Source organism: Kocuria oxytropis, from assembly GCF_040981195.1.
GTDB classification, from domain to species: domain Bacteria; phylum Actinomycetota; class Actinomycetes; order Actinomycetales; family Micrococcaceae; genus Kocuria; species Kocuria oxytropis.
This window is the reverse complement of the sequence record NZ_JAVFXA010000001.1, coordinates 164,534-184,921: the sequence shown is the minus strand read 5'-3', so window position 1 is coordinate 184,921 and position 20,388 is coordinate 164,534. Positions and strand designations below refer to the sequence as shown.

At 73.7% G+C, this 20,388-nt stretch carries 20 protein-coding genes; 12 read left to right on the top strand and 8 right to left on the bottom strand.

Features of this window, described 5'->3' with window-relative positions; all coding sequences use genetic code 11:
* The first annotated feature begins 100 nt into the window (after nucleotides 1-100).
* The 3 genes from QYM41_RS00850 to QYM41_RS00840 all read left to right on the top strand — a co-directional run bounded on the left by QYM41_RS00850 (nucleotide 101) and on the right by QYM41_RS00840 (nucleotide 3,854).
* Nucleotides 101-1,966, top strand: coding sequence for a phosphoenolpyruvate carboxykinase (GTP) (locus tag QYM41_RS00850; RefSeq protein WP_368797845.1), 1,866 nt, complete (start codon nucleotides 101-103; stop codon nucleotides 1,964-1,966).
* A gap of 154 nt (nucleotides 1,967-2,120) precedes the next feature.
* On the top strand, nucleotides 2,121-2,603 hold the full coding sequence (locus tag QYM41_RS00845) for an RrF2 family transcriptional regulator (RefSeq protein WP_368797844.1): 483 nt from the start codon (nucleotides 2,121-2,123) through the stop codon (nucleotides 2,601-2,603).
* 63 nt (nucleotides 2,604-2,666) lie between these two features.
* On the top strand, nucleotides 2,667-3,854 hold the full coding sequence (locus QYM41_RS00840; protein WP_368797843.1) for a globin domain-containing protein: 1,188 nt from the start codon (nucleotides 2,667-2,669) through the stop codon (nucleotides 3,852-3,854).
* Nucleotides 3,855-3,915: 61 nt separating this feature from the next.
* Here QYM41_RS00840 and QYM41_RS00835 read toward each other — a convergent pair whose 3' ends face one another.
* A complete protein-coding gene (locus QYM41_RS00835) occupies nucleotides 3,916-5,316 on the bottom strand; it encodes a phosphomannomutase/phosphoglucomutase (RefSeq protein WP_368797842.1) in 1,401 nt (466 codons plus the stop codon).
* A 73-nt stretch (nucleotides 5,317-5,389) separates the two neighbouring features.
* On the opposite strand from QYM41_RS00835, the gene manA reads away from it, so the two are divergent.
* Complete coding sequence (manA, locus tag QYM41_RS00830) at nucleotides 5,390-6,493, top strand: mannose-6-phosphate isomerase, class I (RefSeq protein ID WP_368797841.1); 1,104 nt, start codon at nucleotides 5,390-5,392, stop codon at nucleotides 6,491-6,493.
* Nucleotides 6,494-6,507: 14 nt separating this feature from the next.
* On the opposite strand, the gene QYM41_RS00825 is transcribed toward manA, so the two are convergent.
* A complete protein-coding gene (locus tag QYM41_RS00825) occupies nucleotides 6,508-7,470 on the bottom strand; it encodes a LysR family transcriptional regulator (protein ID WP_368797840.1) in 963 nt (320 codons plus the stop codon).
* Between the two features lie 251 nt (nucleotides 7,471-7,721).
* Here QYM41_RS00825 and QYM41_RS00820 point away from each other — a divergent pair, with 251 nt between their 5' ends.
* The 6 genes from QYM41_RS00820 (at nucleotide 7,722) to QYM41_RS00795 (ending at nucleotide 13,118) form a co-directional block, all read left to right on the top strand.
* Nucleotides 7,722-8,675 (top strand): ABC transporter substrate-binding protein, encoded by a 954-nt coding sequence (locus tag QYM41_RS00820; protein WP_368797839.1) that lies wholly within the window; start codon nucleotides 7,722-7,724, stop codon nucleotides 8,673-8,675.
* A 37-nt stretch (nucleotides 8,676-8,712) separates the two neighbouring features.
* Entirely contained in the window at nucleotides 8,713-9,507 is a 795-nt protein-coding gene (locus tag QYM41_RS00815; protein ID WP_368797838.1) for an ABC transporter permease, read from the top strand.
* Nucleotides 9,504-10,277, top strand: coding sequence for an ABC transporter permease (locus QYM41_RS00810; protein ID WP_368797837.1), 774 nt, complete (start codon nucleotides 9,504-9,506; stop codon nucleotides 10,275-10,277). Before QYM41_RS00815 ends, QYM41_RS00810 begins: the two co-directional genes overlap by 4 nt.
* The gene (locus tag QYM41_RS00805) at nucleotides 10,267-11,217 is read left to right on the top strand and encodes an ABC transporter ATP-binding protein (RefSeq protein ID WP_368797836.1); all 951 of its coding nucleotides are present in this window, start codon (nucleotides 10,267-10,269) and stop codon (nucleotides 11,215-11,217) included. The genes QYM41_RS00810 and QYM41_RS00805 overlap by 11 nt, the downstream gene beginning before the upstream one ends.
* A 126-nt stretch (nucleotides 11,218-11,343) precedes the next feature.
* Nucleotides 11,344-11,556 (top strand): hypothetical protein, encoded by a 213-nt coding sequence (locus QYM41_RS00800; RefSeq protein WP_368797835.1) that lies wholly within the window; start codon nucleotides 11,344-11,346, stop codon nucleotides 11,554-11,556.
* Between the two features lie 221 nt (nucleotides 11,557-11,777).
* Complete coding sequence (locus QYM41_RS00795; protein WP_368797834.1) at nucleotides 11,778-13,118, top strand: hemolysin family protein; 1,341 nt, start codon at nucleotides 11,778-11,780, stop codon at nucleotides 13,116-13,118.
* 106 nt (nucleotides 13,119-13,224) lie between these two features.
* Here QYM41_RS00795 and QYM41_RS00790 read toward each other — a convergent pair whose 3' ends face one another.
* The gene (locus QYM41_RS00790; protein WP_368797833.1) at nucleotides 13,225-14,919 is read right to left on the bottom strand and encodes a thiamine pyrophosphate-binding protein; all 1,695 of its coding nucleotides are present in this window, start codon (nucleotides 14,917-14,919) and stop codon (nucleotides 13,225-13,227) included.
* A complete protein-coding gene (locus tag QYM41_RS00785; protein ID WP_368797832.1) occupies nucleotides 14,916-15,698 on the bottom strand; it encodes a cyclase family protein in 783 nt (260 codons plus the stop codon). Before QYM41_RS00785 ends, QYM41_RS00790 begins: the two co-directional genes overlap by 4 nt.
* Before the next feature lie 426 nt (nucleotides 15,699-16,124).
* Here QYM41_RS00785 and QYM41_RS00780 point away from each other — a divergent pair, with 426 nt between their 5' ends.
* On the top strand, nucleotides 16,125-17,000 hold the full coding sequence (locus QYM41_RS00780; RefSeq protein ID WP_368797831.1) for a shikimate dehydrogenase: 876 nt from the start codon (nucleotides 16,125-16,127) through the stop codon (nucleotides 16,998-17,000).
* Between the two features lie 144 nt (nucleotides 17,001-17,144).
* Here QYM41_RS00780 and QYM41_RS00775 read toward each other — a convergent pair whose 3' ends face one another.
* The 3 genes from QYM41_RS00775 to QYM41_RS00765 are packed head-to-tail and all read right to left on the bottom strand — an operon-like array spanning nucleotide 17,145 to nucleotide 19,084.
* Nucleotides 17,145-17,495: a GNAT family N-acetyltransferase gene (locus tag QYM41_RS00775; RefSeq protein WP_368797830.1), complete on the bottom strand. Its 351-nt coding sequence runs from the start codon at nucleotides 17,493-17,495 to the stop codon at nucleotides 17,145-17,147.
* A 21-nt stretch (nucleotides 17,496-17,516) separates the two neighbouring features.
* The gene (locus QYM41_RS00770) at nucleotides 17,517-18,527 is read right to left on the bottom strand and encodes a pirin family protein (protein ID WP_368797829.1); all 1,011 of its coding nucleotides are present in this window, start codon (nucleotides 18,525-18,527) and stop codon (nucleotides 17,517-17,519) included.
* The gene (locus tag QYM41_RS00765) at nucleotides 18,524-19,084 is read right to left on the bottom strand and encodes a carboxymuconolactone decarboxylase family protein (protein ID WP_368797828.1); all 561 of its coding nucleotides are present in this window, start codon (nucleotides 19,082-19,084) and stop codon (nucleotides 18,524-18,526) included. The genes QYM41_RS00770 and QYM41_RS00765 overlap by 4 nt, the downstream gene beginning before the upstream one ends.
* A gap of 184 nt (nucleotides 19,085-19,268) precedes the next feature.
* On the opposite strand from QYM41_RS00765, the gene QYM41_RS00760 reads away from it, so the two are divergent.
* Nucleotides 19,269-19,838 carry a hypothetical protein gene (locus QYM41_RS00760; protein WP_368797827.1) on the top strand — a complete coding sequence of 190 codons (570 nt, stop codon included), beginning with the start codon at nucleotides 19,269-19,271 and terminating at the stop codon, nucleotides 19,836-19,838.
* A 42-nt stretch (nucleotides 19,839-19,880) separates the two neighbouring features.
* On the opposite strand, the gene QYM41_RS00755 is transcribed toward QYM41_RS00760, so the two are convergent.
* Nucleotides 19,881-20,384: a metallophosphoesterase family protein gene (locus QYM41_RS00755; protein WP_368797826.1), complete on the bottom strand. Its 504-nt coding sequence runs from the start codon at nucleotides 20,382-20,384 to the stop codon at nucleotides 19,881-19,883.
* Nucleotides 20,385-20,388: the final 4 nt, after the last annotated feature.

Sequence of the window (20,388 nt, the reverse complement as noted above, 5' to 3'; positions counted from 1 at the left end):
CTCACTGTGGGCCCGGCGACACGGGTCGAGTGTTCGACGACGAGCACCACCACGAGAGCCCCGGGCGGCCGGCGGACGGCCTCAACGAGGAGACATGTCAATGGCTGACAACCCCACTGCAACGACGGAGACCACCGGGCTGAACGAGGCTGTGAAGGGCGCACTGGACAACGCGCCCACGACCCACGCACACCTCCTGTCGTGGGTGCGGGAGATGGCGGAGCTGACCCAGCCGGACCGCATCCACTGGGTCGACGGCTCGGAGGCCGAGTGGACCCGGCTCACCGACGAGCTCGTGGACGCCGGCACCTTCGTCCGGCTGGACGAGGACAAGTTCCCCAACTCCTTCGCCGCGTTCTCCGACCCGGACGATGTCGCCCGGGTCGAGGAGCGGACGTTCATCTGCACCAAGACCGAGAAGGGCGCGGGTCCCACCAACAACTGGGAGGACCCGCAGGTGATGCGGGACGGGCTGCGCAAGAAGTTCCGCGGCGCCATGCGCGGGCGCACGATGTACGTCATCCCGTTCGTGATGGGCCACCTCGAGGCCTCCCGGCCCAGCTACGGCGTGGAGATCACCGACTCCGCGTACGTGGTGTGCTCCATGCGGATCATGGCGACCATCGGCACCGCCGTCCTGGAGAAGATGACCCAGCAGGACGCCTTCTTCGTGGAGTGCCTGCACTCGCTCGGCGCCCCGCTGGCCCCGGGGGAGCAGGACGTGCCCTGGCCCTGCAACCCGGCGAAGTACATCGTCCACTTCCCCGAGGACCGGGCCATCTGGTCCTTCGGCTCCGGCTACGGGGGCAACGCCCTGCTCGGCAAGAAGTGCTACGCCCTGCGCATCGCCTCCGCCATCGCCCACGACGAGGGCTGGCTGGCCGAGCACATGCTCATCCTCAAGGTCACCAACCCCGAGGGCAGGAGCCGGTTCTTCTCCGCGGCCTTCCCCTCGGCCTGCGGCAAGACCAACTTCGCGATGCTCGAGCCCACCCTCGACGGCTGGAAGGCCGAGATGGTCGGCGACGACATCTCCTGGATCCGCTTCGGCAAGGACGGGCAGGCCCGGGTCACCAACCCGGAGGCCGGCCTCTTCGGCGTGGCCCCCGGCACGGGGTGGCCCACGAACCCCAACGCGATGCGCGCCATCGCCCGGGGCAACACCATCTTCACCAACGTGGCGCTGACCGACGACGGCGGCGTCTGGTGGGAGGGCATGACGGACGAGACGCCGGCGCACCTGACCGACTGGAAGGGCCGCGACTGGACCCCGGACAGCGGCCGTCCGGCCGCGCACCCGAACTCCCGCTTCTGCACCCCCATCAAGCAGGCGGACATCCTCGCCCCCGAGTACGACGACCCCGAGGGCGTGCCGCTGTCGGCGATCATCTTCGGCGGCCGCCGCAAGACCACCGTCCCCCTCGTGTCCCAGTCCTTCGGCTGGGAGCACGGGGTCTTCCAGGGCGCCACGCTGTCCTCGGAGACCACGGCCGCCGCGAAGGGCGCCGTCGGCGTCGTCCGGCGCGACCCCATGGCCATGCTCCCGTTCATCGGCTACAACGCCAACGACTACCTCGAGCACTGGGTGGAGGTCGGTGAGCGCATCGGCGAGGACGAGATGCCGAAGGTCTTCTACGTCAACTGGTTCCGCCGCACCCCGAGCGGCGGCTTCGCCTGGCCGGGCTTCGGCGAGAACTCCCGCGTGGTCAAGTGGATCTTCGACCGCCTCGAGGGCACGGCGGGCGGCCGGGAGACCCCGATCGGCATCGTGCCCACGAAGGAGGACCTCGACCTGACGGGCCTGGACATCTCCGACGACGAGCTCGAGGCCGCCCTCGCGGTCGACGTCGAGGAGTGGAAGGCCGAGCTGCCGAGCATCGACGAGTGGTTCCACCGGCTCGGCCACGTGCCCGAGCCCATCATGGAGCAGCGCGCCGGCCTGGAGGACCGCCTGAACCAGGCGTGAGCACCGGAGCCGGTGCCGGACGAGGGGCCTTCCCGCCGGGGAGGCCCCTCGTCCGTGCCCGGGCGCGGCGTGGGACAATGGGGGTGCTCCCGCGGACGGCCGGGACGCGCCAGGTCTCGGAAGGAGCCGCCATGAGCGAGGACAGGAGCCGGCCGTGCGCCTGACCGCCTTCTCGGACATCGCCCTGCGCGTGCTGCTGCTGACCGGAGCCGTCCCCGCGGGGGAGCGGCTCACCACCCGCGCCATCGCCGAGGGCGTGGGGGCCCCGTACCACCACGTGACCAAGACCGTGGGCCGGCTCAGCGGGCTCGGCCTGCTCGCCTCCAGCCGCGGCCGCACCGGCGGGGTGTCGATCACCGCCGCGGGCCTGGACGCCACCGTCGGCTCGCTCCTGCGCGAGCTCGAGGCCGGCTCCGCGATGGTCGAGTGCGAGTCGGACGGCGGGAGCTGCCCCCTGGACCACGGCTGCCGGCTGCGCCGCGCCCTCGCGGACGCGCGCGAGGCCTTCTACGGCGCGCTCGACGACGTGCGCGTGCGGGACCTGCTGAGCGAGCGCCAGGTCGGCCCCGTGCTGGTCTCCATCGGGCTGCGCCCGCCCGGTGCTCCGGGGCCCGGCGCGCCGGACGGACCCCGATGACGCAATAAAGCATTTGAGATGCTAGTTTGAGGGAGTCATCCACCGGCTCCCCAGGAGGCAACCGTGCTGTCCGACCAGTCCCGTCCCGTCATCGAGCAGACCATCGGCGTCGTCGCCGAGCGCATCCCGTTCATCACGCCCGAGTTCTACCGGTCCATGTTCGCGGCGCGCCCCGATCTGCTGGACGGCATGTTCAGCCGCTCCAACCAGAAGAACGGGACCCAGGCGCAGGCCCTCGCCGGCTCCATCGCGATGTTCGCCTCCTGGCTGCTCTCCCACCCCGAGGGCTACCCGGACGAGCTGCTCTCCCGCGTGGCGCACAAGCACGCGTCCCTGGGCGTGCTCCCCGAGCACTACCCGATCGTCCACGAGCACCTCTTCGGCGCGATCGCCCGGGACCTCGGCGACGCCGCGACGCCCGAGGTCGTGGCCGCCTGGGACGAGGTGTACTGGCTGATGGCCGACGCCCTGATCAAGATCGAGGAGGGCCTCTACGCCGGCCGGGCCGGCACCGGGGTGTTCGTCCCGTTCCGGGTCGCGGTCAAGGAGACGACCGGGACCACCACCACGGCGATCACCCTCGAGCCCGCCGACGACACCCCGTTGACCCCCGCGGTGCCCGGCCAGTACGTGACCGTCCAGGTCCGGATGCCCGACGGCGTGGAGCAGCCGCGGCAGTTCACGCTGGTGCCCGGCCCCGAGGGCACCCGCCGCATCGCCGTCCGCCTCGACGAGCGCGGCGAGGTCACCCCGGTGCTCTCCCACGACGTGCAGGCGGGCGACGTGCTGCGGGTCTCCCACCCCTACGGGGACGTGGTGCTCCCCGAGGGCGAGGGCCCTCTCGTGCTGGCCTCCGCCGGGATCGGCGTCACGCCCATGCTCGCGTTCCTGGACCGGCTCGTCCGCGAGGAGTCGCGGCGCGAGGTCCTCGTCCTGCACGCCGACCGCTCGGCCGCGACCTGGCCGCTGCGCGAGCTGCACGAGATGCTCGTGGCCGAGCTGCCCCACGCCCGCCTCGAGACCTGGATGGAGACCCCGGGGGAGGGCGACCACGACGGGTTCATGGACCTCGACGCCGTGCGGGTCCCCGCCGACGCCCAGGTGGTGCTGTGCGGTCCGCTGCCCTTCATGAAGGCCGTCCGCTCCGCCGTGATCGCCCAGGGCGTCCCGGGCCGGCACGTGTCCTACGAGATCCTGGGCCCGGACCAGTGGATGCTCCACGACGAGGCGCGCGAGACCGCCGCGGTCTGAGGCGCCCGGACCGCACAGGGCCCCGCCGGTCACGTCCGGCGGGGCCCTGTGCTGCGGGGCGTCAGGAGCGCACGAGCTCCAGCACCCGGTCCCGGACCCGCTCCATGGTCTCCCGGTCCTTCGCCTCGACGTTGAGCCGCAGGAACGGCTCGGTGTTGGAGGGGCGCAGGTTGAACCACCAGCCCTCGTCAGGGCGGCTGAGCGTGGTGCCGTCGAGCTCCTCCACGGTCACGTCCCGGCCGGCCAGGGCCTCGACCACCCGGCGGACCGCGCCGGCCTTGTCCTCGACCGTGGAGTTGATCTCCCCGGACGCCGCGTACGGGTCGTACTGGTGCATCAGCTCGCTGAGCGGCCGGTCCTGCTCGCCCAGGGCGGCCAGCAGGTGCATCGCGGCCAGCATCCCGGTGTCCGCGTTGAAGAAGTCCTTGAAGTAGTAGTGGGCGGAGTGCTCGCCGCCGAACACGGCGCCCTCCTCGGCCATCACGGCCTTGATGAACGAGTGCCCCACCCGGGTCCGGACGGGGCGCCCGCCGCGGGCGGTGACCAGCTCGGGGACCGCCCGGGACGTGATGAGGTTGTGGATGATCACCGGCTGCTCGACGCCCTCCGCGCGGGCACGGTCGATCTCGCGCTCGGCGACCAGCGCGGTGACGGCGGACGGCGAGACGGCCGCGCCCTGCTCGTCGACCACGAAGCAGCGGTCGGCGTCGCCGTCGAACGCGATGCCCAGGTCCGCGCCGTGCTCGAGGACGGCGCGCTGGAGGTCCACCAGGTTCTCGGGCTCGAGCGGGTTCGCGGGGTGGTTCGGGAACGTGCCGTCCAGCTCGAAGTACAGGGGCACGATCTCCAGCGGCAGCGGTTCCAGCACGGCGTCGCCGAGCACGGCGGGCGTGGTCAGCCCGGCCATCCCGTTGCCGGCGTCGACCACCACCCGCAGCGGCCGGGTGCCGGACAGGTCCACGAGGGAGCGCAGGTACTGCGCGTAGCCGGCCAGGACGTCCCGCTCGGTGACGGCACCGGGGGCCGGCGCCTGCGGGACGGCGCCCTCGTCGAGGTAGCGCTGGGCGAGGTCGCGGATGTCGTAGAGCCCCGTCTCGGAGGAGACGGGGACGGCCCCGGCCTTCGACATCTTCATGCCGTTGTACTCGGCGGGGTTGTGACTCGCGGTGAAGGTCACCCCGGCGGCGTCGAACGTCCCGCACGCGAAGTACAGCTCGTCCGTGGAGATCAGCCCGATCTTCACCACGTCCGCGCCGCGGCGGACGGCGCCCTCCGCGAAGGCGTCCACGAACTCCGGCGAGGAGGGGCGCATGTCCCCGCCGACCAGGACCGTGGAGCCGGCGAGACCCAGGACGTCCACGAACGCGGCGCCGGTGGCCCGGACCGTCTCCGCGGTGATGGTCTCGCCCACGATGCCGCGCACGTCGTAGGCCTTGAAGGAAGCTGAGAGATCGATAGTCACAAGGGGTGATCTTAGGCCACGGCCGCTCCGTGGCGCCGCCGGGCGCGGGCGGTCCTGTGATTGGATGACGAGCATGGTCGAGATCCTCCGCATGCGCAACCCCGTCCAGCACTATGCGTGGGGCTCCCGCGAGGTGCTGGCCCGCCTCCAGGGCAGGCCGGTGCCGAGCCCCGAGCCCGAGGCCGAGCTGTGGGTCGGCGGGCACCCCTCCGCCCCGTCCGTGCTGGAGCGGGACGGCCGGGAGGAGCCGCTGGAGGGCCTCCCGTTCCTGCTCAAGATCCTGGCCATCGACGCCCCGTTGTCCATCCAGGTCCACCCCTCGCCGGAGCAGGCGGAGGCGGGCTTCGAGCGCGAGCAGCGGGCCGGGATCCCGCTCGACGACCCGCGGCGCAACTACAAGGACCGCTCCGCCAAGCCCGAGACCGTGGTGGCGCTCACCGGCGTGGACCTGCTCACGGGGGTGCAGCCGGCCGAGCGGCTGCGCGCCACGGCCGGGCGGCTGCGGCTGGACTGGCTGCGCGAGGTCGCCGGCGGGCAGGGTCCCGTCCTGCCCGCCGTGCTCGGGATGGACGACGACGACGCCCGGGCCGCCGTGGCGGCGACCGTCGCCGCGGCCCGCGGCGCGGACCCGGAGGACCCGGTGGCCGGGCTGGTGCGCTACGTGCACGAGCGGCACCCGGAGGACCGCGGGTTGCTGGTCGCGGTGTGCATGCAGCACGTCCGCCTGACCCCGGGACAGTCCCTGCACACCCCGGCCGGGCAGCTGCACGCCTACCTGTCGGGGACCGCGATCGAGGTGATGAGCTCCTCGGACAACGTGCTGCGCGCCGGGCTGACGGGCAAGCACGTGGACGTGGCCGAGCTGCTCGGCGTGCTGGCCGAGGAGCAGGCGGAGCCGGAGGTCGTCGAGCCCGCCGCGGACGAGCTCGGCCGCCGCGTCTACCCCCTCTGGGACGAGCGGCTGTCGCTGACCGCCTACGAGCTCGTGCCCGGACGTGCCGTCCCGGTCGAGCTGCGGGGCACCACGGTCCTGCTGTGCGCCGGGGAGCGGGCGGTGGTGCGCGGCGCGGACCGGGAGTGGGAGCTCGGCGGCGGGGAGTCGCTGCTGCACCGCGGCGGTGCCGCCGCCGTGGAGCTCACCGGCGACGCCCGGCTGTTCGCGGTCTCCTGCCCCTGAGCCGCCCCTGAGCCTCACGGACGGTGCGGGCGCCGGCCGCGGCGGGAGGGTCCGGGCAGCAGGGGCGCGGACGGGTCCGGGGAGACCGACTCCCGCATCGTGTCGACGAGCAGCTGCGCGAACCACCGCTGCGCGGGGCGCTGGTGGTCGGACTCCCGGGTGTAGACGGCCAGCTGCAGCAGCGGCATCTCGACGGGGTGCGGGAAGACCCGGATCCCCGACGCCTCCTCGAGCGTCTCCGCGAGGTAGCGCGGGAGCACCGCGAGGCAGTCGGTGCGCTCCACGACGGAGACCAGCCCCGTGAAGTGGGACAGCCGCAGGGCCGTGCGGCCGGGGGCGCCCGCCCGCTCCGCGGCGACCTCGGCGACCTCGTGGCCCATCGCGGGGGCGAGCCGGATCCGCGGCTCCTGCGCGAACTGCTCGAGCGTGAGCTCCTCCCGGACCCGCGGATGGTCGCGGGCGGCGATCACCACGTACACGTCCGTGCCGATGACCGTCCTGACGATGCCGGGCCCGCCGATGTAGGGCGCGCAGATCGCGGCGTCCACCCGGCTGCGCAGCAGGTCCTCGGGGACGTGCTCCACGTCCAGGGGCAGCACGGTCAGCTCCGCGCCCGGCGCCCGCCGCCGCAGCGCCGTCATCACGGACGGCAGGAACGCCAGCTCGCCCAGGTCCGTCAGCGCCAGGGTGAAGCGCTCGTGCGCGCTCGCCGGGTCGAACCGGCCGCCCGAGGAGACGGCCGCGGTCACCTGGGCGATCCCGGCCTTGACCTGCGGGAAGATGCTCTCCGCGAAGGGGGTGGGGACCAGCCCCCGCCCCTCCCGGACGAACAGCTGGTCGCTGCACTGGCGGCGCAGGTTCTTCAGGGCGTGGCTCACGGTGGGCTGGGTGAGGTGCAGCTCGGCGGCCGCCCCGGTGACGCTGCCCTGCTCGTAGACCGTGCAGAACACGCGCATCAGGTTCAGGTCCAGGTCCACAGGGGCGCTCCTCGGTCAGCGACGCATAGACGTCATGTATCGGTCCATCGACAACGTGTACTGGTTTGTGAATGCTACGCCACTAGAGTGATCCCCATCACAGACCGCGGGCACCGGGTCGCACGGGGCAGTGCGGCCGGGGGCGCCGGGCGTCACTGCCGGACACGCACCACCGGACACGCACCACCGGACACGCACCACCGGACACGCACCACCCGGCAGGAACCACCGACCACGACAGGGGAGGCACGATGCGTCGTCAGCTCATCGGCTTGGGAGCAGCAGGATCCGTACTGGCACTGGCCGCGTGCGGCGGTGACAGCGGCGGCGGCGCCGAGGGTGACATGCAGGCCGTCACCGTGGGCGTCATCCCCATCGTGGACACGGCCGCCATCTGGCTGGGCGAGGAGCAGGGCTTCTTCGAGGAGGAGGGCATCGACCTCGACATCCAGACCACCACCGGCGGGGCCGCCGCCGTGCCCGGCGTGGTCAGCGGGGACTTCGACTTCGCCTTCGGGAACACTCTCTCCGTGATGGTCGCCCAGGACGAGGGGCTGGACATCCGGTTCGTCACCAACGGCACGACGACCTCCGGCAACGCCGAGCGCGACTTCAGCGCCGTGGTCGTTCCCGCCGACTCGGACATCCAGGGCCCGGCGGACCTGGAGGGCAAGACGGTGTCGGTGAACAACCTCAACAACATCGGCGACACCACCATCCGCCACGTCGTGGAGCAGGCCGGCGGCGATCCCGACTCCATCGAGTTCGTGGAGGTGGGCTTCCCGGACGCCCCGGCCGCCCTCGACCGCGGTCAGGTGGACGCGGCCTGGATCCTCGACCCGTTCCTGACCCAGGTCCTCGACGACGGCGCCCGTGCGGTGTCCTACAACTTCGTGGAGTTCGACCCGGAGCTCGACATCGCCGGCTACTTCACGACCGCGCAGAAGATCGAGGAGGACCCGGAGCTCGTCGAGAGCTTCCAGAACGCCATGAACAAGTCCCTCGAGTACGCGGACGAGAACCCGGAGGAGGTGCGCGAGATCGTGGGGACCTACACGGAGATCAGCGACGAGCTGCGCGAGAAGATGGCGCTGCCGCGCTTCCGCACCGAGTTCGACCGGGAGTCCCTCCAGGAGCTGGGCAGCGCGGCCGTGAAGTACGGCTCGCTGGACAACGAGCCCGACCTCGACACGCTGCTGCCGTAGCACGGAAGCACGGGCCGACCGGAGGACGGAGCGCGACATGGCACGAACACGAACGGGGCGGCCCTGGGAGCCGGCGGCCCTCGGGGTGCTGGGGATCCTCGGATTCCTGCTCACCTGGGAGCTGCTGCCCCTGACGGGGGTCGTCAACCCGCGGTACCTGCCCCCGGCCAGCGAGGTCCTGCTGGAGCTCGGGGAGCAGCTCGGCTCGGCGGGCTTCTGGCTGGCGGTGTGGCAGACCGTCCGGGCCTGGTTCCTCGGGCTGCTCATCGCCGCGGCCGCCGCGATCGTCCTGGGGCTGGTCATCGGCAGCAGCACGTTCCTGCGCCGGGCCACCCACAGCACCATCGAGTTCCTCCGGCCCATCCCGTCGGTGGCGCTCATCCCGCTGGCCGTGCTGCTGTTCGGGGTGCAGATCGAGTCCACGCTGCTGCTGGTGGTCTACGCCTCCTTCTGGCAGATCCTCATCCAGGTCCTCTACGGGGTCGGGGACGTGGACACCGTGGCGCAGGACACGGCCAAGAGCTACGGGCTGGGCCCGCTGGCGCGCGTCCGGTACGTCACGTGGCCCACGTCCCTGCCCTACGTGATCACCGGGCTGCGGCTCGGGGCCGCCGTGGCCCTGATCCTGGCGGTGACGGCCCAGCTCGTGATCGGCACGCCCGGGCTGGGCCGGGAGATCTCCCTGGCCCAGTCCGGCGGCGCCGTCACGGCCATGTACGCGTTCATCGTCACGGCCGGGCTGCTGGGCGTGCTGATCAACCTGGCGATGCGGGCGCTGGAGCGCCGGGCGCTGTCCTGGCACTCGTCCGTCCGCGGGGAGGTGTCGGTGTGAGAGTCCTCACGACCCTGGGCTACGCCCTGGCGCTGCCGTTCCTGCTGGTCCTCGTCTGGTGGGTCTACACGCTGGTGGAGACCAGCTTCTACGTCCCGGAACCGGGCGAGTTCGCCACGACGTTCGTGGACGTCTGGTTCGGGGAGCGGTTCTTCGAGGACGTGCTGCCGAGCATCGGCCGGCTGCTGGTGGGCCTGGCGCTGTCGATCCTGCTCGGCGTCGTGGCCGGTCTCGTCATCGGCTCGGTGCGCCGGCTGCGGAACCTGCTCGAGCCCGTGCTCGAGTTCTTCCGGGCCGTCCCGCCGCCGGTGCTGGTGCCCGTGCTGATGCTGCTCATCGGCGTCAACGACCAGATGAAGGTCGTGGTGATCGTGCTCGGGTCCGTGTGGCCCGTGCTGCTGAACACCATCGAGGGCGTGCGCTCGGTCGACTCCGTGATGAACGAGACGGCGCGCTCGTACGGGATCCACGGGTGGTCGAGGATCGTGCACCTGGTGGTCCCCGCCGCCAGCCCGCAGATGATGGCCGGCATCCGCCAGGCCCTGTCCATCGGGCTGATCCTGATGGTGATCTCGGAGATGTTCGCCTCCTCGTCGGGGCTCGGTTTCACCATCGTGCAGTTCCAGCGCTCGTTCGCCATCCCCGAGATGTGGAGCGGCATCGCCGTCCTGGGTCTCATCGGCGTGGTGCTGGCGTTCGTCTTCCAACGTGTTGAACGCAAGGTCCTCGCCTGGTACCGGGGGCTGAAAGAGGTGGAGAATGCAGGCTGACACTGGAAGCTCGGCAGCGGGCGGCGGCACGGCCGCTCCCCGGCCCGGCACGGACGGGACCGCCACGGACGGGACCGGCACGGACGCCCGCGGCCCGGACGGGACCGCCGCCGGGGTCTCGGACGCCGGCGCCGGGCGCACCGGCGGCAAGGACGTGCTGCTGTCCGTGCGCGGGCTGCAGAAGATCTACCAGAGCGACCACGGCGACGTGGAGGCGGTGCGCAACCTCACGTTCGACCTGGGCCGCGGCGAGCTGGCGTGCCTCGTGGGGCCCTCCGGGTCCGGCAAGACCACGTTGCTCAAGTGCATCTCGGGGCTCATGGCACCGACCTCCGGCGAGGTCCTGCTGGGCGGCGAGCAGGTGACCGGCCCGCCCAAGGACATGGCGGTGGTCTTCCAGGAGTACGGCCGCAGCCTCTTCCCCTGGATGACGGTCCGGGAGAACGTGGAGCTGCCCCTGAAGAACGCCAAGCTGGCCCGGGACGAGCGGAACCGGCTCGTGGGGGAGGCGATCGCCGCCGTCGACCTGCGCGGGGCGGACAAGAAGTACCCGTGGCAGCTCTCGGGCGGCATGCAGCAGCGGGTCGCGATCGCCCGGGCGGTGGCCTACCAGCCGAAGATCCTGCTCATGGACGAGCCCTTCGCCGCGGTGGACGCCCAGACCCGCGCCGACCTCGAGGACCTCATCCGGGACGTGTGGCACCGGATGGGCGTGACCGTGCTGTTCGTGACCCACGACATCGACGAGTCCGTCTACCTCGGCGAGCGCGTCATCATCCTCTCGAGCTCGCCCACCGTGGTGCAGGAGGACCTGCCGATCGACCTGCCCGACGAGCGCGACCAGCTCACCACCCGCGGGCTGCCGCGGTTCACCGAGCTGCGGGGCCACGTCTACGAGGAGATCCAGCGGGCCAAGCGGGAGGCGGGCACGCGCGCCTGACCCGGTGGTGCCGGTGCGCCGGCCGGGACCACCGGGCGGCACCGGTGCGTCCCCGGCCGCGCCCACTACACTGGGCGCACCGGCTCGGGAACGCCCCGGAACCGTCCTGTCCCCAGGAGGCACGCGATGAGCACCACCCCCTCCGGCGGTCTGCGCGGCACCACCGCCCCGTGCCCGCGCTGCGGCGCCACCGGCTTCGAGCTGGTCTACGTGCAGATCATGCCCGACGACTGGGACCAGGCCCGCGACGTCGAGCTGGCGTCCCCGTCGATGATGCTGCCCGACGGCCGGGCCCCCGAGTTCGCCTGCCAGAACGAGCAGTGCCGCCACCTCTGGTGAGCCCGGAGGGTCCGCGCCGGGTCCGGCAGCGGACGGCCCGGCGCGGGCAGGACCCCGGCGGCCGGCGACGACCACCGGCACCCGGCCGACGTCGCTGACGGGGGCCGCGGGCCCGCCGCCGAGCACGGCGGCGTCCCCGCCGCCGCCGTGGGCGTCCTCCGCGGCGCCGCCGGGACGCACGATCTCCCCGCGTCCGGCAGCGGGCCGGTAGCGTGGCTCCCATGGACTCCAGCACCCTCGTGAACGTCCTCCTGGTCCTGCTGTTCGTGGCGATCGGGGGTGTCTTCGCCGGCACCGAGATGGCGATCGTGAGCCTGCGGGAGAGCCAGGTCCGCAGGATCGAGCGCTCGGGCCGGAAGGGCGCCCGGACCGCCGCCCTCGTCCGGGACCCCAACCTCTTCCTCTCGGCCGTGCAGATCGGCGTGACCGTCGCCGGGTTCTTCTCCTCGGCCTACGGCGCCTCCACGCTCGCCCCGGACGTGGCCCCCCTGCTCGAGCGGGCCGGGCTGTCCGCCGCCGCGGCGGGGACCACGGCCCTGATCGGCATGACCCTGGCCATCGCCTACCTCTCCCTCGTCCTCGGGGAGCTCGTGCCCAAGCGGCTGGCCATGCAGCGCTCGGTGGGCTTCACGAAGGTGCTGGCCCCGCCGCTGAACCTCTTCGCCAGGCTCATGCGTCCGGTCATCTGGCTGCTGTCGGTGTCCACGAACTTCGTGGTGCGGCTCCTGGGCGGGGACCCGCACGCCACGGCCGAGGAGGTCTCGGCGGAGGAGGTGCGGGAGATGGTCGTGGACAACCGGGGCATCGGCCCCGTGTCCCGCTCGATCCTCACGGACGTCTTCGAGGCGGGCGAGCGCCGCCTGGCCGAGGTCATGCGGCCCCGCCCCGACGTCCACTTCCTGGACGGGACCCTGCCCGTCACGGAGGCGTACCGCACGGCGCTGACCCTGCCGCACTCCCGCTATCCCGTGCTGGGGGCGAGCGTGGACGATGTCCTGGGCTTCGTGCACATCCGCGACCTCGTGGTCGCTGACGCGGACGGGGACGGGGTCATCGACGCCCCGCCCCGGACCCTGCGGGACGTGGTGCGGCCCATCCCCTTCCTGCCGGAGACCAACCACGTGCTGCGCACCCTGCAGGCCATGCGCAAGGGCGGTCACCACATCGGGCTGGTGGTCGACGAGTACGGCGGGACCGCGGGCATCGTGACCCTCGAGGACCTGGTGGAGGAGCTGGTGGGGGAGATCTACGACGAGTTCGACGCCGGGATCCGGGAGCACGAGGACACGGTGCTGCGGCGGGGCGGGTCCGTGCTCGTGGACGGCGGGCTGATCATCCAGGAGGTCCCCGACGAGGCCGGGCTCGTCATCCCCGAGGGCCACTACGAGACCGTGGGCGGATTCGTGATGGACCGGCTGGGGCGGGTGGCGCGCCCGGGCGACGTCGTGGAACTGGACGAGCACCGGTTCGAGGTCCTGTCCGTGGACCGCAGCCGGATCGAGCGGGTCCGGATCACCCGGGCGCGCCGGGAGAGCGCCGGCGAGGAGCCGTCGGGGTCCTGACCGGGATCCCCGGGGGCCCGGACCGCCACCACCGGCGCATCCCCCGCGGCGCAGGACCGGCGCGGCGCCCGCGCGGGACCGGTGCGGCGCGCAGGACCGGGCTGCGTCAGTGCCCGCGGAACGCCTCCGCGAGCCACCACGCCCCGCCGTCGGAGGCGACCTTGGCGTCGATCACGAGCGGCCGGTCCATCGGGCCGGCCAGGTGCTCCCGCACGGCGGCCAGGTCCTCCACCGAGCGCACCACCACGCCGTCGGCGCCGAAGCCCCGGCCGATCGCGGCGATGTCGACGTCCGGGAAGACCACGGTCCCCAGCGGGACGTCCTCCCGGCCGGGACCGGCGAAGTGGTGCACCTCCGCGCCGTAGGCGGCATCGTCGTAGACGACGCACACCAGCGGCAGCCCCAGCCGCACCGCGGTCTCGAGCTCGGCGACCCCCATGAGGAAGCCGCCGTCCCCGGTGCCGAGCACCGGCAGCCGGTGCGGCTGCGCGAGCGCGGCACCGATGGCGGTTGCCAGGCCCAGGCCGATCGACTGGAAGGCCTGCGTGAAGCAGAATCCGCGCTCGTCCGGCACGGAGAGGTACTGGCTGGGGTAGCCCATGAAATTGCCGCTGTCCACGGCCACGACGCGCTCCGCGGGCAGCATCGCGTCCAGCTCGCGGGAGAGAACCCGCGGGTCGATCCGCTCCGCCGTGGACAGGTCCTCGAAGGGGACGTCCCGCCACCGGGCCTCCCGGGCGATCCGTGCGGCCAGGCCCGGCGTGCGCCAGGACGACGACGGGGCGGCGGCCCCCGCACCGGGGCCCGTCCCGCCGCCCTCCAGCGCGGCGAGGACGTCCCGCGCGGTGAGCGCGCAGTCGCCCACGACCCCGAGGGCCAGCGGCCGGTCCGCCGGCCGGTGCGCCCCCAGCGCGGACTCCTCGAGGTCCACCTGCACGACCGCGGCCGCCGGGTCCAGGAGACGTCCGTGGCGGGTGGTCCACCCGGTCAGGGCGCACCCCCAGCCCACGACGAGGTCCGCCGCCCCGATCAGCTCCGCGGTCACCGGGGAGGAGAAGCCCCCGGAGACGCCGAGGTCGAACTCCTCCCCGGCGAACAGCCCCGTGGCCACGGCCGACGTCGCCAGCAGCGCGCCGGAGCGCTCCGCCAGGGCCACCAGGTCGGCGCGGGCGCCCCGCGCGCCGCGTCCTGCCACGAACACCGGCCGGCGGGCGGCGGCCAGCATCTCGGCCAGTCGTGCCGCGGCGGCGGCCTCGGGGCGCACCCGGGGCGCCGGCGGGAGCGCCGGCACCACGACGCCCTCGGGCGCCGGCGCGGCCTGGACGTCGAGCGGGACGCTGAGCACCACGGTGCGGCGGTCGTTGCGGGCGCGGCGCACGGTCCGGGCCACGTCCGCCGCGGCGCTCGCGGGGGAGTGCACCCGCTCGGCCACGGCACCCACCGAACGGGCCAGGGCGTCCTGGTCGATCCGGAAGTTGGAGTGCACGGCCGCGGCCGGGGTGTCGGCGGTGAGCACGATCAGCGGGGTGCGGGACTTGGCGGCCTCCCCGATGCCGGTGGCCGCGTTGGTGAGCCCGCAGCCCTGGTGCGTGGTGACCACGGCCACCCGCCCGCTGGTGCGGGCCCAGGCATCGGCCATGGTCGCGGCGCCGTTCTCGTGCCGGGCGGCCGTGTAGGGCACGCCCGCCGCGATCAGCGCGTTGGTCAGGTGGAAGTTCCCGCTGCCCACCACGCCGAAGACGTGGCCCACTCCCAGCTCCGCGAGCGTGCGGCCCACGAGGTGGGCGACCGTGCCGGTCACGCCGCGGACCTCTCGACGAGGGCGAGCACCCGCGCGGGGCTGCCCGTGCCGCCCACGACCGGAAGGGGCGCGACCACGAGCTGCGCCCCGAGGACCGGCAGCCGGTCGAGGCGGCGCAACGACGTGAGCCCGTACTTGTCGTGCCCCAGGAGGTGGTGGTGGGCGGGGAAGGGCGGGTCGAAGCCGCCGGCGATGCCCGCGTCGATGCCGACGGTCTCCACGCCGAAGCCGCTGATGTGCGGGTGGGCGGCGAGCCACTCGGCGGCGGCCACCGACGGGCCCGGGGCGTGCAGGCCGTGCTCGTCGGCGTTGAGGAAGCGCTCGGGGTCGTCCCCGCGGACGGACCAGCCGGTGCGCAGGAGCACCCAGCAGTTCTCGGGGAAGCGCCCGTGCTCCGCCTCCCACCGCTCGAGGTGCTCGGGCTCCAGCAGGACGTCGGCGTCCGCCTCCGCCTCGGCGGTGAGGTCGAGGACGGCGGCCGGCCCGACGAGCCGCGCGGGCTCGATCCGGTCAACGGACCTCCCGTCCCGGCCCGTGATCCAGTGCACGGGCGCGTCCAGGTGGGTGCCGGCGTGCTCGCCCAGCGTCAGGTCGTTCCACGCCCAGCCGGGCCCTGCCTCGTCGTAGGCGCTCACCGGGGTCATGGTCAGGCCCACCGTGTTGGCGAACGGTTCGGGCAGCCGCAGGATCGGGGTGTCCCGGCCCAGGGGAGTGGTGAGGTCCACGACCTCCACGGTCCCGGCGGCCAGCGCCGACCCCAGGTCGTCCAGCACGCTCATGACGTCTCCCTCCGTTGTTTGTGCGGCCCGTCGGCGGAGGCCGGGCCGGTGCCTCGTCGCCCATTGTGCCCCGGAACGGGCCCGGCGCCGCGGCCCCGCGGGGAGGAGATACCGGTGCGGCACCGGGCGGCGGTCCGTCCGGCGTCCCCCCGGAGAGGGGGGTGCCGGTGCGGAACCGGGCGGCGGTCCGCCCGGCGTCCCCCGGGGTTCCCGCGGGGACGCGTGCCCGGCGCGTCCCCGCCTGACTCCCATTTTGTGGAACCTGTGTTCACATCATGAGCACATATCCGGTTCCGGGCGCGTTCCCGGTGTACTGTGATGGGCGTCCCATCGGCTCACGAGCACCCGCCCCGTCCCCGGCACCGGCGCTGCGCGGAGGGTGCTCGGCGCCGTCGCGTCCTGCCCGCAACCCGCAAGGAGTCCTCCATGAGCACCACTGCCGAGTCCTATCTGGTGGGCCTGATCGGCGACGGCATCACCCGCAGCCTCACCCCGCCGATGCACGAGACCGAGGCCCGGAACCACGGGCTGCACTACCTGTACCGTCCGGTGGACCTCGAGGTGATCGGCCGTCCCGGCGAGGACGTGGGGGAGCTGCTGCGGGCCGGCCGCGACCTCGGGTTCAACGCCTTCAACATCACCCACCCGTGCAAGCAGCTGGTCCTGGAGCACCTCGACGAGATCGCCCCGGACGCGGCCGCCCTGGGGGCCGTCAACACGGTGGTGATCCGCGACGGGCGGTTCGTGGGCCACAACACCGACGTCACCGGCTTCGCGGCGGGGTTCCTCGCGGTGCTCCCCGGCGCGGCCAAGGACCGGGTGGTCCAGGTCGGCACCGGCGGCGCCGGCTCGGCCGTGGCCTCGGCCCTGCTCAGCGCCGGTGTGCGCACCCTGCACCTGTTCGATGTGGACCCCGCGCGGGCGGCCGAGCGGGCGGCGGCCCTGGCCCCGCTGTTCCCCGGGCAGCAGGTCGAGGCGGCCACCGCCGAGACCCTGCCGGAGCTGGTGCGCGCGGCCGACGGGCTGGTGAACGCCACCCCGGTGGGCATGCACCACCACCCCGGCACCCCGGTGGACCCCGGGCTGCTCTCGGCCCGGCAGTGGGTGGCGGACGTCGTCTACCTGCCGGTGGAGACCGAGCTCGTCGCCGCGGCACGGGCCACGGGCTGCCAGGTGCTCGACGGCGGCCACATGGCCGTGGGTCAGGCGGTGGACGCGTTCCGCCTCATCACCGGTGTGGAGCCCGATCGCGCCCGGATGCGCGCGCACTTCCTCGAGCTCGTCGCCGCCCAGCGGCACTGAGCGCCCGCCCGGGGCGCCGCCGTGCGCCCTCTCCGCCCCTCCCGGGGCACCGTCGCGCCGCGTCGCTCCCGAAGTGCCGCGGCGCTGCGTCGCTCCCGGGTGCTCCGTCGCTCCCGGGGTGCCGCCGTGCGCCCCGGCACCGGATCACTGCCCCTGCCCCCGGGGGACGGCGGCGAGGTGCTCGGGACGCACGGGCACGGCGTGCTGCTGGTGATCGGGGTGCCTGCCCAGCCACTTCTTGATGTAGGGGCACACCGGGACCACGGGCAGGCCTGCCGCGATGGTGTCGTCCAGGGCCTCCCGCGCCAGCCGCGTGGCCAGGCCCTGCCCGCCGTAGGCGTCGTCCACGGTGGTGTGGTAGAAGATCCGCTGCGGTCCGTCCGGGCCCTCGAAGGGCGTCCAGTGGGCCCGGCCGATCACGGTCTCCCCGTCCAGGAGCTCGTAGCGGTGCCGGTCCGGGTTGTTGCGGACGGTGATCGTGGACGTCTCGGCCACGGTGGTCTCCTGGGGTCCGGGTCAGCCGCGCGGGCGCAGCTGGACGGTGGGCAGGGCGGGCGCCGGCAGGGGCGCCGGCTGCCCGTCCGGGTAGGGGCCGAAGCGCGGGTACGGTGCGCCGTCGGCGTACCTCCCGTCCTCCGGTGCGGGGGCCGGCTCGGCCTCGATCTCGGCCTGCCAGGCGGCGCGGTAGGCCACGACCTCCTCGTGGGTGCGGCCCACGAAGTTCCACCACATCACGATCTGCTCGCCCAGCGGCTCCCCGCCGATGAGCAGCAGCCGGACCGGGTGCAGGCCGGCCTCGAGCACCACGGAGCGCTGCCCGGCCGGGAGATAGGCCAGGTGGTCCACCGGCACGGGCGCGCCGTTGAGGGTCAGGTCCCCCGAGTCGAGCAGCACGCCGTGCTCGAGGGCCGGGCCCAGCTCGAGCTCCAGCCGGGCCCCGGGGCGCAGGAGCACCTCGGCGGCGAGCAGCGGCGGGGTGAAGGTCTCCACCGGGGAGGTGGACCCGGCCAGCGAGCCGAGGAACACGCGCAGCTCGGAACCCTCGCCGAGCACCGGCTCCGGGGCGTGGTGCTCGAAGGCCGGAGCCATGTGGCGGGTGGCCTCGGGCAGGGCGTACCACAGTTGGACACCGTGCAGGACGGTGGTGCCGGGGGTCGAGAACTCCTGGTGGGAGATCCCGCGCCCGGCGATCATGAGGTTGACCTCCCCGGGCCGGACGATCGCGTCGTAGCCGGCGGAGTCGCGGTGGGCGATCCCGCCGGTGAACAGCAGGCTCACGGTGGCCAGCCCGGTGTGCGGGTGGCGGGCCACGGTCATGCCCCCGGACTCCGAGACCGGGTCGGGGCCGTAGTGGTCGGCGAAGCACCACGCCCCGATGAGACTGCGCCGGCGCTGGGGCAGGGTGCGTCGCACGGTCATGGCCCGCGGTCCGCCGAGGGGCACCTCCCGCGGGGCGAGCAGCTGCGCACCGGCCCCTGCGGCCTCGGTGCACAGGAGCTCCTGGGGGTCCACGTCCAGATTGGTCACGCGGTGCCTCCCGAGACGGTCGACGGGGTGCGGGACGGGTCCGCGGCCTGCTCCGCCGCTGCCTGCTCCGCGGGCGCCCGGTCCCCCGGATCGGACGCCGCGGGGCGGATCCGGTGCCGGGAGAGCACCGAGACGCGGTTGAAGGCGGTGATCGCCACCGCGGACCACTGCAGCGCGGAGTACTGCTCGTCCGTCAGCTCCGCCCGGGCCACCGCCAGCTCCGCCAGCCGGGTCTCCTCGTCGGGCAGCAGCGCCGCTGCCTCCCCGATGGCCAGCGCGGCCCGTTCCAGCTCGTCGAAGAGCTCCGTCTCGCGCCAGGCCGGGAGCACGGCCAGCTTCTGCGCGCTCACCCCGGCCTCCACGGCGTAGCCGGTGTGCAGCTCCAGGCAGAAGGCGCACCCGTTGAGCTGGGAGACACGGACGTTGAGCAGCTCCACCAGCGCCCGGGACAGGCCCGCGTCCTCCGCGGCGGTGGCGACCTTGCGCGCCAGGCCGTTGAGCGCCCGCCAGCTGCCGGGGTCCGCCTTGTCGAGGTAGAAGCGGTCGCTGGCGGTCATGGGGCCTCCTCGTGGTCGTCGCGGACCCGCTGGGCGGCCCCGCCGTTCCTCCAGCGAATACCCCCGGCGGTGGCCCGTCAAGTGCCGGGGGCGGTGCCCGCGGCCGGGCGTGCCCCGCCGTGCACGGCGCGGGACAATGGAGGGGACGGAGCAGCGGACCGGAGCGACGAGAGGACGGCACGCCATGGACGAGGAGATCCGGCTCAGCGGGGCCGACCACCCGCACGTGCAGATCCCGCGGCTCGGGGAGCTCGATGCGATCTGGGCCCGCCGGATCGTGCTCGCCCTGGTGGCGAGCCTGGTCGTGGGGCTGCTGGGCGGCATCGCGGCCGCGCTCCTGCTGGGCGAGCGCGGGCCGCTGAGCCCCGCCCGGTGGGGGCTCGTGGTGGGCGGGGCGGCGCTGCTGCTCAGCGGCATCATCCTCTCGCTGACCCGCGCGGACAACGCTCCCCGCAACGACCTCATGGACGCCCGGGCCCGCGCGAGCAAGGGGCTGCGGACCTCGGTGCGCCGCGGCGCCGTCCCGCGGGACCCCGCCCTGCGGGAGATGCAGGACTACATGGCGGTGGAGATGGTGCAGTACGCCTGGCCGATCCTGCTGACCGTGCCCGGCATGGCGCTGGTGGTCTGGGCGGTGTTCGTGCCCGTCCCCGCCGTGCTGGTGGCGCTGCTGCTCGTGCTGGTGTGGGCGGTGATCCGGGTCAACGGGACCGTGGTGGGCCGGCGCTACTACAGGCTGCGGGGCCTGCTCTGAACGGGAGGCCCTCCGGCACCCGCCAGGGCGGACCGTGCGGCGTCAGCGCCGCGGGAGGCGCACCAGCTCCACGTCGGTGAGCCGCCCGTCCGCGGCGACGGCCGTCAGGTAGGTGCAGTGCGGCTGGCGCCGCCGGTCCGTGGGGGAACCGGGGTTCAGCAGCCGCATCCCTGCCAGGGTGGTGCTGTCCCACGGGATGTGGCTGTGGCCGAAGACCAGGACGTCGAGACCCGGGAACGCCCGGTCCATCCGCGCCTCCCGCCCGGCGGCGGCCCCGGTCTCGTGGACCATGCCGAAGCGCACGCCCCCGAGCGTCTCACGGGCCACCTCGGGCAGCCGTTCGCGCAGCTCCGGTCCGTCGTTGTTGCCCCACACCCCCACCAGGCGGGCGGCCCGCTGCTCGAGCCGGTCGAGCGTCGCGAGGTCCATCCAGTCGCCCGCGTGCAGGACCACGTCGGCGTCGTCGACGGCCTGCCACACCGCGCGGGGCAGGTCGCGGGCGCGCCGGGGGACGTGGGTGTCGGCGAGCAGGAGGAGTCGGACCACGGTC

Bases quoted from the DNA above. Each gene is read 5' to 3' on its own strand.
- QYM41_RS00850 (WP_368797845.1), top strand. From the start codon at position 101: ATGGCTGACAACCCCACTGCAACGACGGAGACCACCGGGCTGAACGAG.
- manA (WP_368797841.1), top strand. From the start codon at position 5,390: ATGGTCGAGATCCTCCGCATGCGCAACCCCGTCCAGCACTATGCGTGG.
- QYM41_RS00820 (WP_368797839.1), top strand. From the start codon at position 7,722: ATGCGTCGTCAGCTCATCGGCTTGGGAGCAGCAGGATCCGTACTGGCA.
- QYM41_RS00815 (WP_368797838.1), top strand. From the start codon at position 8,713: ATGGCACGAACACGAACGGGGCGGCCCTGGGAGCCGGCGGCCCTCGGG.
- QYM41_RS00805 (WP_368797836.1), top strand. From the start codon at position 10,267: ATGCAGGCTGACACTGGAAGCTCGGCAGCGGGCGGCGGCACGGCCGCT.
- QYM41_RS00800 (WP_368797835.1), top strand. From the start codon at position 11,344: ATGAGCACCACCCCCTCCGGCGGTCTGCGCGGCACCACCGCCCCGTGC.
- QYM41_RS00795 (WP_368797834.1), top strand. From the start codon at position 11,778: ATGGACTCCAGCACCCTCGTGAACGTCCTCCTGGTCCTGCTGTTCGTG.
- QYM41_RS00785 (WP_368797832.1), bottom strand. From the start codon at position 15,698: ATGAGCGTGCTGGACGACCTGGGGTCGGCGCTGGCCGCCGGGACCGTG.
- QYM41_RS00780 (WP_368797831.1), top strand. From the start codon at position 16,125: ATGAGCACCACTGCCGAGTCCTATCTGGTGGGCCTGATCGGCGACGGC.
- QYM41_RS00765 (WP_368797828.1), bottom strand. From the start codon at position 19,084: ATGACCGCCAGCGACCGCTTCTACCTCGACAAGGCGGACCCCGGCAGC.
- QYM41_RS00760 (WP_368797827.1), top strand. From the start codon at position 19,269: ATGGACGAGGAGATCCGGCTCAGCGGGGCCGACCACCCGCACGTGCAG.